Source organism: Micromonospora sp. LOL_015 (assembly GCF_048060275.1).
Classification (GTDB): domain Bacteria; phylum Actinomycetota; class Actinomycetes; order Mycobacteriales; family Micromonosporaceae; genus Micromonospora_E.
The window spans coordinates 1-12486 of record NZ_JBHMIO010000043.1 but is presented as its reverse complement, the minus strand read 5'-3'; the positions used below and the strand labels follow the sequence as shown (position 1 = coordinate 12486).

The 12486-nt window shown below is 72.3% G+C and carries 10 protein-coding genes; 5 read left to right on the top strand and 5 right to left on the bottom strand.

Annotated features, from left to right (window positions below):
* The first annotated feature begins 387 nt into the window (after window positions 1–387).
* Genes ACFHWU_RS24380 through ACFHWU_RS24360 form a run of 5 tightly spaced genes read left to right on the top strand, consistent with a single transcriptional unit; the run spans window position 388 to window position 7245 of the window.
* Window positions 388–1263: a glycosyltransferase family 2 protein gene (locus ACFHWU_RS24380; protein WP_416553485.1), complete on the top strand. Its 876-nt coding sequence runs from the start codon at window positions 388–390 to the stop codon at window positions 1261–1263.
* A 3-nt stretch (window positions 1264–1266) separates the two neighbouring features.
* Entirely contained in the window at window positions 1267–2289 is a 1023-nt protein-coding gene (locus tag ACFHWU_RS24375) for a glycosyltransferase family 2 protein (protein ID WP_416591683.1), read from the top strand.
* Window positions 2286–3596, top strand: a complete 1311-nt coding sequence (locus ACFHWU_RS24370; RefSeq protein ID WP_416553481.1) for a glycosyltransferase — start codon at window positions 2286–2288, stop codon at window positions 3594–3596. Before ACFHWU_RS24375 ends, ACFHWU_RS24370 begins: the two co-directional genes overlap by 4 nt.
* Window positions 3593–4948, top strand: a complete 1356-nt coding sequence (locus ACFHWU_RS24365; RefSeq protein ID WP_416591681.1) for a lipopolysaccharide biosynthesis protein — start codon at window positions 3593–3595, stop codon at window positions 4946–4948. Before ACFHWU_RS24370 ends, ACFHWU_RS24365 begins: the two co-directional genes overlap by 4 nt.
* Window positions 4945–7245, top strand: a complete 2301-nt coding sequence (locus ACFHWU_RS24360) for a hypothetical protein (RefSeq protein WP_416569058.1) — start codon at window positions 4945–4947, stop codon at window positions 7243–7245. The genes ACFHWU_RS24365 and ACFHWU_RS24360 overlap by 4 nt, the downstream gene beginning before the upstream one ends.
* Here ACFHWU_RS24360 and ACFHWU_RS24355 read toward each other — a convergent pair.
* From ACFHWU_RS24355 to ACFHWU_RS24335, 5 genes are all read right to left on the bottom strand, one after another.
* On the bottom strand, window positions 7230–8162 hold the full coding sequence (locus ACFHWU_RS24355) for a family 16 glycosylhydrolase (protein WP_416553475.1): 933 nt from the start codon (window positions 8160–8162) through the stop codon (window positions 7230–7232). The genes ACFHWU_RS24360 and ACFHWU_RS24355 overlap by 16 nt on opposite strands.
* A complete protein-coding gene (locus ACFHWU_RS24350; RefSeq protein ID WP_416553473.1) occupies window positions 8159–9025 on the bottom strand; it encodes a polysaccharide deacetylase family protein in 867 nt (288 codons plus the stop codon). Before ACFHWU_RS24350 ends, ACFHWU_RS24355 begins: the two co-directional genes overlap by 4 nt.
* Before the next feature lie 948 nt (window positions 9026–9973).
* Window positions 9974–10393 carry a cold-shock protein gene (locus ACFHWU_RS24345; RefSeq protein ID WP_416553471.1) on the bottom strand — a complete coding sequence of 140 codons (420 nt, stop codon included), beginning with the start codon at window positions 10391–10393 and terminating at the stop codon, window positions 9974–9976.
* A 225-nt stretch (window positions 10394–10618) separates the two neighbouring features.
* Window positions 10619–11275, bottom strand: a complete 657-nt coding sequence (locus tag ACFHWU_RS24340; RefSeq protein ID WP_416591689.1) for an ABC transporter permease — start codon at window positions 11273–11275, stop codon at window positions 10619–10621.
* Between the two features lie 78 nt (window positions 11276–11353).
* Window positions 11354–12316: an ATP-binding cassette domain-containing protein gene (locus ACFHWU_RS24335; RefSeq protein ID WP_416591680.1), complete on the bottom strand. Its 963-nt coding sequence runs from the start codon at window positions 12314–12316 to the stop codon at window positions 11354–11356.
* Window positions 12317–12486 lie beyond the last annotated feature (170 nt).

Here is a 12486-nt window from a genome sequence, read left to right as displayed (position 1 = left end):
AATGGACGACTCGGCGGTCGAATCGCCGACCGGAAGAACCGGTTGCCCTCGGCGAAACAGGTGCGCTTGGCTGGCTCCGCAGCGCCAATCGATCATCATCATGCCATGGGAACGCTCCCACCGCAACCGTCCGGAACCTGCTGGTGACGATTTCCCACCCGGCACGGCTCTGCGGGCACGCCCGGCACCACTTCATGCCGGCCCTGATCGGACCCGCCACGCAACGGCGGATGTGACCCAGCCCACTGAGCCACGCGGGGTCCGAAATAACCGGCATATCAGGTTGTTGACCCCCGGTGATGGACCGCTAGTCAGTCCGGGCGGCTCGCGAACGGCCCCGCGTCGCCTGTGTCCCGCACCCTCCCCCACCCCCCGGAGGACACCGGCATGTCCGTCTACACCAACCCTCGCCTGCGCCCGACGCCGGCAGCGCCGCACCCGACCCCACCGCCGACCCGGCACGGCCCGCACCTGCCGTCGGTGACCGTCGTCATCCCCACCATCAACGAGGAACGGAACCTGCCGCACGTCTTCGCCCGGCTCCCCCGTGACGTCGACGAGGTCGTCGTCGTCGACGGCGGCTCGGTCGACCGTACGGTGCAGGTCGCCCGGGAACTCTGGCCGACGGTGCGGATCGTTCGGCAGACCCGTACCGGCAAGGGCAACGCCCTCGCCTGCGGCTTCGCCGCCGCAACCAGCGACATCGTGGTGATGATCGATGCCGACGGGTCGACCGACCCGGCCGAGATCCCGCGCTTCGTCGCCGCGCTGCTCGCCGGAGCCGACTTCGCCAAGGGTTCCCGCTTCCGCGCCGGTGGCGGCAGCCACGACATCACCCCACTGCGCCGGCTCGGCAACGAAGGTCTCAACGGGATGGTCAACCTGCTGTTCGGCACCCGGTTCACCGACCTGTGTTACGGCTACAACGCCTTCTGGCGGCGGGTGGTCCCAGCGCTGGACCTGCCCGACCCGACCACCCCGGGACCCGCCGACGGCGGCAAGCTGTGGGGCGACGGCTTCGAGATCGAGACGTTGATCAACGTCCGGGTCGCCGCCCACGGGATGCGGATCACCGAGGTGCCCAGCATCGAGCACCTGCGGATCCACGGCGAGAGCAACCTCGACACGGTGCGTGACGGCACCCGGGTGCTGCGCACCATCCTCAGTGAGTTCGGCCGCGAACGCCGACTGCGCCGGACCCGCCGCCGGCAGCACCGCCGGCAGCGGACCGCCGCCGTACCGGTGACCGCCGAGGAGGGCTGAGTGATGCCTCGACCGACCGTCAGCGTGGTGGTCCCGACCCACCACCCGGACCGGCTCGCCGGGCTGCGTACCGCCGTCGAGTCCGTCCGCCGGCAGGACCTCGAACCGGCCGAGATCATCGTGGTGGTCGATCATCACCCGGCGCTCGCCGACCGGATCCGCCGGGAACTGCCCGCGGTGACCGTGCTCGACAACGCGTACCAGCGGGGTGTCTCCGGCAACCGCAACACCGGCGCCCGGCACGCCCGCACCGACCTGGTGGTGTTCCTCGACGACGACGTCTTCGCCCACCCCGGCTGGCTGGCCGGGCTGGTCGCCGCGTTCGCCGACCCCAACGTGATCGGGGCCGGCGGCGCCATCGAACCCGCCTGGGAACGGCACCAGCCCAGCTGGTTCCCCGCCGAGTTCCGGTGGGCGGTCGGCGGCTCGTACGCCGGCCAGCCGGTCCTGCCCGGACCGGTACGCAATGTCTGGTCGGCCAGCATGGCGGTACGCCGCGACGCGTTCCTCGCCGTCGGCGGTTTCCGCACCGGCTTCGGCAAGGTCGGCAACCGGGCACGGCCCGAGGACACCGAACTCTGCCTGCGGATGGCCGCAGTCATCGGCGGGCAGTGGTGGTACGTGCCCCAGGCGGTCATCTCGCACGGCGTGCCCGCCACGCACAGCACCTTCCGCTACTTCCTGCGCCGCTGCTACGCCGAAGGCCGCGGCAAGATCATGATGGCCGGGCTGCTCGACGGCGCACCCAGCCTCGGCGCCGAGCAGGACTACCTGCACCGTACGCTGCCCGCCGCACTGCGCCGGGAGACCGGGGCCGCCCTACGCGGGCGCGGCTACCGGCACGCCGCCCGAGCCGGCGCCATCCTCGCCGGCACCGCCGCCGCGGCCACGGGCGCGCTGACCGAACTCGCCGGCCGCACCGCACTGACCGGTGGGACCGTACCGGCCAGCCGGCGGCCGACCGGCGGGCCCGGCGCCGGCAGCCCGACTCCGTCCCCACGCCCACCGATCGGAGCCGCACGATGAACCCACGTACCTCTGTGCACTTCCCGGCCGGCACCGCGGACCGGATCCCGGCCACCGTCATCGACCTGGAAGTCACCGACCGGCTCCCGGACGTCCCCGGGACCGACCCGGCCGGCCGCCGGGTGGAACGCGCCTGGCTGCTGGTCCGCCAGTTCACCCAGCCGATCGGCGCGCTGCTGCTCGACGTACCGCCGCACGGGCTGACCGGCGCGGACCTCGCCGCCGCCGTCGACCGGGAGATCCCCCCGGCCGACCGGCCCGAACCCGGCTACCTGACCCGGCGGGCCGAGGTGCTCGACGACGCGCCGCACATCACCGTGGTCGTCTGCACCCGGGAACGGCCCGCCGGGCTGGCCCGCACCCTGGACAGCGTGCTGGCCCAGCAGTACCCCCGGTTCCGGGTGCTGGTGGTGGACAACGCGCCGGTCAGCGACGCCACCGTCCGGGTGGTCGCCCGCGCCGCCGGCGGCGGCGGGGCAGCCGACGGCCACGGGGCACCGGTCGACTACGTCCGCGAACCCCGGCCCGGGCTGTCGCACGCCCGCAACCGGGCGCTGCGTGCCACCGTCGGCGAGATCGTCGCCTGGATCGACGACGACGAGGTGGCCGACCCGCACTGGCTCGCCGAGATCGCCCGCGCCCTGGCCGACCACCCGCAGGCCGACGCGGTCACCGGAGCCATCGCGCCGGCCGAACTCGCCACTGACGCGCAGCTGTGGTTCGAGCAGTACGGCGGGCACAGCAAGGGCCGTGGCTTCACGCCGGACGTGTTCTCGCCGGCCACCGCGCACCGGCAGAGCCCGCTCTACCCGCTGCCGCCGTTCGGCGCCGGCGGCAACATGGCCTTCCGACCCGGCGTGCTGGAGCGCATCGGCGGCTTCGACACCGCGCTCGGCGCCGGCACCCCCGCGATGGGCTCCGAGGACACTCTGGCCCTGATGCAGGTGCTGGTCGCCGACGGCACCGTCGCCTACCAGCCCAGCGCCCTGGTCTGGCACCACCACCGCCGCGACCTGGCCGGGCTGCGCAACCAGCTGGTCGGCTACGGCACCGGGCTGACCGCCGCCTACACCAGTTTGCTGCTGCGCGAACCTCGGCTGCTCGGACCGCTGCTGCGGCTCGCCCCGACCGCGCTGCGCGACACGTTCGGCGGCGGTGGCGGGCAGCGGTTGGCCGGGCTGCGCGACGACTTCCCCCGCGAGCTGGTCGGCGCCAACCGGCGCGGGCTGCTCGCCGGGCCGGTCGCGTACCTGCGCAGCCGGATGGCCGACCGACGGCTGAGCCGCCGGATGCGGGGCTGGCCGTGACCGCCGCCGGCACGACCGTCCCGCCACCGGCGGTGGTGGTGGTCCGCCGCCCGGCGCTGCTGCGCAGCGCGGCGGCGCTGATGACCTCCACGGTCGCCAGCGCCGCGCTCGGGTTCGTGTTCTGGGTGGTGGCCGCCCGCTGGTTCGCGCCGGAGGCGGTCGGCCGGGCGTCGGCGGCGGTGTCGGCGATGACGCTGCTGGCCGGGCTCGCCCAGCTCAACCTGATCAACCTGTACGCCCGGTTCCTGCCCGGCGCCGGCCGGCACACCCGCCGACTGGTGCTCACCGGCTACGCCGCGTCGGCGGCAATGTCACTGCTGCTCAGCGGCGGGTTCCTGGCCCTCGGCATGGGCACCGGCATCATCGGCCCGGCACCGACGCAGCGGCTGTTCTTCGTTGCCGCCGTGGTCGGCACAGCGATCTTCTTCATCACCGACGGGGTGCTGACCGCGCTGCGGCGGGCCGGCAGCGTACCGGCGAAGAACGTGGTCGCGTCCACCGCCAAGGTGGCGCTGCTGCCGCTGCTGGCCGGCACCGCCGCCGGCGACGGCATGCTGGTCGCCTGGTCGGTGCCGATGCTGGCGACCATGCTCGGGGTCAACTGGTGGGTGCTGGCCCGGCTCGCCCCGGCGCACGCCCGCACCGCACCGGCGGCGCCGGCCCCGGCCCGGCGGGAACTGCTCGGCTTCGCCTCCGCCGAGTACGTCAACGGGCTGCTCACCAACGCCGTCGCGTACCTGCCGCCGGTGCTGGTCGCCAGCGTGCTGGGCGCCACCGCCAGCGCCTACTTCTACATCCCGTGGGTGATCGGGGTGGCCGGCAGCACGCTGCTGTGGAACGTCGTCACCTCGTTCGTGGTCACCGCGTCCAGCGACGCGGCGGCGGCCCGGGCACACGTCGACCGGGCGGTCCTGCTGGTCGCCGCAGTGGTGCTGCCGGGTGCGGCGGTGCTCGCCGGGGCGGCCGGGCCGCTGCTGCGGCTGCTCGGCGGGCAGTACGCCGTCGAGGGTGCCGACACACTGCGGCTGATCGGGCTGTCGCTGCCGTTCACCGGGGTGATCCTGCTCTACTGCGCGTTCGCGATGATGGAGAAGCGGATGTGGCCGGTGGTGACCGTGCAGTCGGTCGGCATCGCCGCGTTCCTGCTGGTCAGCTGGGTCGGGTTGCCCCGGGTCGGAATCATCGCGCCGGCGGCCGCGCTGTGTATGGCACAGGCCGCGGTGGCGATCGTGCTACTTCCCGGGCTGATCCGCCGCTACCGGGCGACCGGCGACGCGACCAGCGCCCCGGCCTGGGCCCGACGTTCCGCCGAGTCCGAGACCGTTACCGCCGACACCGGAGGTGCCGGATGACCGATCTCGCCCTGCGTCCCGTCCGCCCGCTCCCCGTTAGCCCACTCCCCGAGCCAGCGGCCGCGCCGACGCGGGCCGTGGGGCGGGCGGCGACCCGGGCCGGGCGCACCGCTCAGGCGTACACCGGCCTGGTCGTCGCGGTCCTGGCCCTGTCCGGCCTGGCCGTGGGCGGCCCGTGGCAGGCCCCGGCCGCGGTCGCGTTCGCCGCCCTGGGTCCGGGTGCCGCGCTGCTCAGCCACCTGACCGTCCGGCCGACGGCGACCCGGTGGGCGACGACCGTACTGGCCAGCCTGGCCGGGTACGTGGCCGTGGCCACCGGGTCGGTCTGGGCCGGCTGGTGGCAGCCCAGGCTGGCCGTCGGCGCGCTGGCGGTGGCGGTGGCAGCCGTCAGCGCCGCCGGTCTGCTCCGGGCCGCGCCGGCGGCACGCCAGGGCTCCCACCCGGACCCGGCCCGACGGCCGGTCGTTGCCGGGAGGCTGACGCTGCCGGGTGCCGGGCGGCCGCTGCTGGCACACGCCGCGGTGATCGGCGTGGCGCTGGCGCTGTGGTGGGTCGCGGTGTCCAGCACCGATGTGACCCGGGTGGGCGATTTCGGGCTGCTCGCCACCGTCAGTCCGTTCTTCCTGGCCGCCGTGGCGCTCACCGTCGCCGGCTTCGTCACCGCGCTCGCCGGGCTGCGGCCAGCCGCCGGGCGGGCGACCGGGCGCGGGCTGGCCGCCGCCGGCTACCTGGTGCTGCTGGTCGTGCTGCTGCACGGCACCACCCCGCTGCTACTCGACCAACCGCAGTACGCCTGGACGTACAAGCACCTCGGGGTGATCGAGTTCATCGCGGCCGGCAACCCGGTCGACGCGGCGACCGACATCTACCAGCAGTGGCCGGCGCTGTTCGCCGGTGCCGCGCAGCTCGGCGCGGCCGGTGGCATCGCCCCGGCGACGCTGGCCGACTGGTCGTCGGTCTTCTTCAACCTGGCTGCGGCCCCGGTGCTGTACGCCATCGCGCGGACCCTCGTTGACGACCGACGGGTGGCGTACCTGACCGTGTTCGGCTTCTTCGCGGTCAACTGGGTGGAGGAGGACTACCTCTCCCCGCAGGCGTTCGGCTTCCTGCTCAGCCTCGGGGTGCTGCTGATCGTGCTGACCTGGCTGCGTTCACCGGCCGGAGCCGACGCGACGGGCCGTCGGGTCGGAACGGGCCGCGTCCGGGCCGGTGCGACGGTGGCGGCGTTGGCGCTGCTGGCCGTGCTGACCGCCGCCCACCAACTGTCGCCGTACCTGGTGGTGGCGCAGGTGGCCGTGCTGGCCGTGCCGCGGCTGGTCCGGCCCCGCTGGCTGCCGCTGGCGATGGGCGTGGTCGTGCTCGGCTACCTGCTGCCCCGGTTCGGGTTCGTGTCGGAGGCGTTCGGCGTCTTCGACGGGTTCGACATCTTCTCCAACGCCGCCGGCAACGCCGAGGGCTGGGGCTCGACCGGGCAGGCGTTCTCGGCAATCGTGGTCCGTACACTCGCGCTGACCGTCTGGGCGCTGACCGTGCTGGCGGTGCTGGCGTACCGTCGCCGGCTGCGGACCGTGCTGGTGCCGGCGCTGCTGGCCGCCACGCCGTTCGTCCTGCTCGCGGCGCAGAGCTACGGCGGCGAGGCGATCTACCGGGTGTTCCTGTTCTCCGCGCCGTGGTGCGCCTTCCTGATCGCCCGCGCGGTGGTCGACCGGGCCGACCGGCGCCTCGACCGGGTCGACGGCCGTCAGGACGAGTGGCGGCGCGGCGACCGCCGGCGGCGGTGGCTGGGGCCGGTCGCGGCGGTGGCCGTGGCCGTGGCGCTCGGCGGCTTCGCCCTCGGCACGGTGCAGGGTCGGCACGGACAGCTGGCGGTGGACCGGCAGACCGCCGACGAGGTGGCCGCCGCCCGCCAGCTGTACGCGACCGCCGAGCCCGGTGCCACCATCGCGGTCGCCACCTCCAATTTCCCCAGTCGGCTGACGGCGGCGTACCCGCGGTTCAACACCGACGTGCCGGCCGGCGAGCCGGACCTGGTGGTCGGGGCGCAGCTGCGCGGTGCCGCGCTGGACGGCGAGCACCTGCCGGCGGTCGAGGAGTTCCTCCGCTCGTTCAGCGGCGACCCGGCGTACCTGGTGATCAGCGACGGGATGCGGCGGCAGTCCGACTACTTCGGCTACTTCCCGCCCGGCTCGTTGGACCGGCTGCAACGGTTGCTGGACGGCCGGGACGGCTGGTCGGTCTTCCAACGCAGCGCCGACGTCACCGTCTACCGGTACGCCGGACGTCAGGCCGGAGCGTAGATGGCGACCCAGTCGACCTGCAGGTTCACCACGTCCGGCGTGGTCTCGTCCGGGCAGGCCTCCCAGGTGTGCCCGCAGTACCACGCCTGGCTCTGCAGGGCCAGCGCCATCGGCTCGTCCGGCACCTGGTCGCCGGTGATCGTCGCCCACGGCTCGCCATCCAAAGTGTAGACCAGCCGGTCGGGCGTCCACTCCAGACCTGCGGTGTGCCAGCGGGTGAAGTCACCACCGACGTCGTGCTCGATCGGGTCGCCGGTGACCGGATGCAGCACCCCGTACATCCGGTCCCGGCCCTTGCCGTTGTCCTCGGCGATGTCGATCTCCGGCGGGTAGACGTTGTCACCCGGCCAGAGCAGCAGCGCATACGCGATCCCGGTGCCCTGATCCATCCGGAACCGGATGTCGTACCGGCCGTAGCTGCGGGTCACCACCCGCCGGTTGGACACCCCACCGGTGACGTAGATGTTGTCCCGGCCGGCCTCGCGCCAGCCACCGATGGTCAGCATGCCGGCTCCGACCGACACGTGGCCGGGGTCGAACCAACCGCCGGGATCCCCGTCCGGCTGCCCCGAGTAGGCGAACCAGTCGTCACTCAGTCCGGTGCCGTCGAAGTCGTCGACGAAGATCTGCCGCCAGCTGGGCAGATCGCCGATGGGCGGGGCGATCCCGGACGGATTCGTTGTCCGGTCGCCGCCGGCCGTGGTGGGTGGCGGTCCGGCCGGCGGGGGTCCGCCACCGGGATCCGGCTGACGGGTCTGGCCCGGCTGGTCCGGCTGGCGGGTCTGGCCCGGCTGGTCCGGCTGGTCGGCGCGGTGCTGCAGCAGCGGGACCACCACGCCGAGGGTCAGCACCAGCGCGGCGAGGCCGGCGGTAACCGCCAGCGGGCCGCCGCGTCGCCACCAGGGGCGGGCCGTCACGTCAGCTGCCGGCCGGCCCGCCGGGCCACCCTACGGGTCAGTCGCCAGGCGGGCTGGGCCAGTCGCTTGGCCTGCGGCACCATCCGGGGTCCGCCGGTGCGGACCAGGTCGAGCAGGGCGGCGCCGTCGTGGTCACCGGTGGGCAGCAGCCGGGGTACGGCGAGCCGCCGGTCACCCGGCCGGTACCGCCGCCGACCCACCTCGCACGCGTTGTCGTGCCCGGCCCGGCGGACCGCAGCCCGGACCCGCCAGTCGTGGTAGCCGTGCGGATAGCAGAACGACCGGACCGGGGCGCCGAACCGTTGTTCGAGACGGTCCCGGGCGGCAACGATCTCGTCCGTCACCCGCTGCGGCGGCAGGACGTCGAGGGGGTGGTGCAGCAGGCCATGTGAGCCGAGCTCGACCCGGCCCGACCCGGCCACCTCGTCCAGCTGGGTCCAGTCGAGCAGGGGGCCGAACTCGTCGGCCCACTGGCCCAACCAGTCGGGGTACTGCCCGAGGTGGCCGACCGACGGGTAGAGGGTGGCCCGGGCGTTCGCGGCGTCGAGCAGCGGCAGCGCGCGGGTGAGGAAGTCGGCGTACCCGTCGTCGAAGGTGAGGGCGACCATCGACGGTGCCGGCCGGTTGCGGTCGATCGCCACGTCGTCGAGCAGGTCGAGGGCCTCACTGAGGCCGACCATCCGGTAGCCGGCGTCAGCGAGCGCGGCGAGCTGTTCGGCGAACCGGGTCGGTCCGACGGCGAGTGACCGCAGCGGCCCCCGGACGGCCGGGGAGATCGAGTGGTACATCAGCACGGGCAGTGCCGGTTGCGCGGCACTCGGGCGCGCCGCGGAACTGTACGCCGGAGGCTCGGACCCGGTCATCCGGGGTGTCTACCCGGCCTGCGCTGGGCAAACCTGTTCCCCGGCCCCTGCTTCACGTCACCGGCCCGCTCGACGTCACCTGCCCTGCTCACCGCTGACCGCCCTGCTCAGCGGTGGCGGCGAAACCGACCGTGGCTGACCTGGCTGGGGTCGGAGTTCGCTAGGGCGGCCACGGCCGGTGGTCGTTGATCCGGGACTGGGGAACAGTGGACCAGCTAAAACAGCCATGAAACTTCCGGGATCTGTCCGGTATTTTCGGCGGTTCTGTCCGTCAGGCTACGGCCGGATGGTGCAACGGTCAATCAATGCCGGGGTGTTGCCAGGTTGCTGTCCAGTAAACCGTCCACTGCGGCCATCGGCGCGGTGGTACGGCGAGGCCGAGGGTCGCCCGGGCCGCGTCGTAGGCTGGCTTCGGCTCGTACTACTCGTCCAGGATGGGGTGAACGAGTGGCACCGGTGTGCCAGCAGGCACCCTGCAGCAGCGTCGGCGGTGACGCTGAAGAGCTCGGTGGCGATTCGGTCTCGGTAGGCCTCGTCCTCGGCCAGCGCGGTCATGTCGACCACGGTGCCGATCTGCAGTTTGCTCCCTCTTGGCCAGGCCGTGCAGGGACTGCTCGGTGACGGCTGGGCCGGCGCCGGGCGGGCGGCCAGAGTGGGAGGTCGCGGAAGCGCTGGCACCGACCGTGACCATCATGGCCACGGAGAGCGCGCCGGCGACGTGCGTGCGAGTCGCCTCATGGCATCCTCCCGCAGGCAGTGCGGCGGAAGCACCTGGGAGGACGAGTCCAAAAGCGCTCGTAACCAGGACGATGGTTCCCGGAATACTTCCGTAGGTTGATAGGAACCTGTGATCGGCCGGCGCCATAGTCAACCCTGGATGCGGGCGGATGGGCGGCACGGCCCGGGTCGGGCCGCAAGACGCCGTCAGGCGAAGGACGGTGGCCGGGGTCAGTCGACCCAGCCGCACTTACGGGAGAACCGCAACAGGTGCCCACGCAACTCGACGATCTGCGCACCGGTGAGGTACGGCGCGTCGGACAGCAACAGCTCAGTGATCCGCTGCAGGTACTCCGGCTCGGAGTAGATCTCGCAGAGCTCGTCGTCGCCGCCCTCGCCGGAAGCGCCCGCCGCACGACCGCCCGGGCTCCCGGTGGAACCGGCGGCATCATCGATGATCTCGACGTCGTACGCTTTCGGCCCCCGGCCGCCGTCGATCACCTTGAACGACACGCGGGTGCCGGTCGCCACCCGGATTCCCCGTTGGGTCAACTCCCCGGCGTGGACGAAGACGTCGTCGCCGCCGTCGTCCGGTGCGATGAAACCGTACCCACGGCCCTCGTCGAACCGCACCACCCGACCGGCACCCATGCCAACTCCTCCTACCGAACCACCTCGCCACCACCGGCCGTCGATCACCGAACTCGTCCGGACCAACCGCTGCCGCCGGAAGCCGTACCCGTCACACTCACCGACTTCTACAGTGTGGCACTCCCTCGCCGGCGGAGGGGGCCGCCGGCTCGACCCGGTCCCGGTGGAACCCGCGACCCACTGCGACGGGGCACCACCTGCGGCCGGTCGAACCAGCCAAGGATCTCACTTGGCGAAACGCTTACGGTAGATCCGGGTGGCCAGGGGCGCCGCGACGCAGAGGATGGCCACCCACCAGAGGACCGCCTGCCAGCCGGTGTCCCCGACCGGGCGGCCTAGCAGCAGCTGGCGTACGGTGTCCACGACCAACGTCACCGGCTGGTGTTCGACGAAGGCGCGCAGCCCGTCCGGCAGCGTCTCGGCCGGTACGAACGCCGTGCTGGCGTACGGGCTGAACATCAGGATGAGGCCGAGTCCGCTGGCACCGTCGACGCTCTTGGCGACCAGTCCCAGCACCGCCGACACCCACGCCAACGAGAAGGCGAACAGTAGCAGCATGGCCGCCGCCAGCAGCCACTCGATGACCGACGCGGACGGCCGGAAGCCGACCAGCAGGCCGAGACCGACCATGACCACCAGGGCGATCATGCCCCGGATGACAGCGGCCACGATGTGCCCGGTCAGGACCGCTGAGTCCAGCATCGCGATCGCCCGGAACCGGTCGACCACGCCTTCCTGCATGTCGGACTGTACGGCCAACGTCGTGGAGACGGAGATCATCGTCACGGCGATGACGAGGATGCCCGGCACCAGGTAGTTGATGTAGGTGGTGGCGCCGACGTCGATGGCTCCGCCGAACATGAAGCGGAACATCAACAGCATCACCGGTGTCGCTTACCGCCCAGTACAGCTTGGCTCGCTTCTCCGGCAGGACCACGCCTTCGGTGGCCGGTACGGTCGTCACTGCATCGCTCCTGCGCGGTCGGTGGTGGTGGCGTCCTCGCGGTGGGTGAGCGCGAAGAACACGTCGTCGAGGGTCGGCTTGGTCAGCGACAGCGAGTCGATCTCCAAACCGTGCTGCTCCAGCAGGTCGAGCAACCGTTTGACGTGCGCGGCACCGTCGATGAAGATGCTGATGCTCGGGGTCACCTCGTCGCGCTGGATGCCCTCACCGTCGATCAGTTCCACGGCCCGGGCGTAGTCATCGACGCTCGCCAGGACGAGTTCCACCCGTTCCTTGCCGACTCCCTGCTTGAGCTCGGCCGCGGTGCCCTCGGCGATGATCCGCCCGTCGTCGATGACCGCGATCCGGTCCGCCAACTGGTCGGCCTCCTCGAGGTACTGCGTGGTGAGGAGAATGGTGATGCCGCCGGCGAGCAGTTGCTTGATCGCCTCCCACATCGTCGCCCGGCTGCGCGGGTCGAGGCCGGTGGTGGGCTCGTCGAGGAACAGCACCGACGGCGGGACGATCAGACTCGCCGCCAGGTCGAGCCGCCGCTTCATCCCGCCGGAGTAGGTCTTCACCCGGTTGTCCGCGGCGTCGACAAGGTCGAACTGCTCCAGCAACTGCTGGGCGCGGAGCGTCGCGTTGGCCGTGCTCAGCCGGTGCAGGCGGCCCATCATGATCAGGTTTTCCCGCCCGGTGTGCATCCAGTCCAGTGACACGAACTGGCTGACCAGGCCGATGGAGCTGCGTACGCCGTTGCGCTGCTTGACCACGTTGTAGCCGTTGACGAGGACCTCACCGCTGGTGGGCCGGCTGAGCGTGCTCAGCACCTTGACGACGGTGGTCTTGCCTGCCCCGTTCGGGCCGAGCAGCGCGAGCATGGTGCCCCGCTGCACGTCGAGGTCGACCCCCTTGAGCACCTCGACCTTCTGGTACTTCTTCCGGAGATCACGTATCCGGATTCCTGACTCGCTCATCGAACTCCTTTTGTTGTTGCTTGGTCAGGCACGGCTGGCAGGAATGGTTGAATGCCCGGTAGGACGCGACGGACACGCACCACCGGCGGGTTGCACGGGCACGGCAAACTCGGAGAGTGTGCGGCTGAGGACTCCGCGTTGAGGTCCGGAGTGGATTTGACGAAACGGGC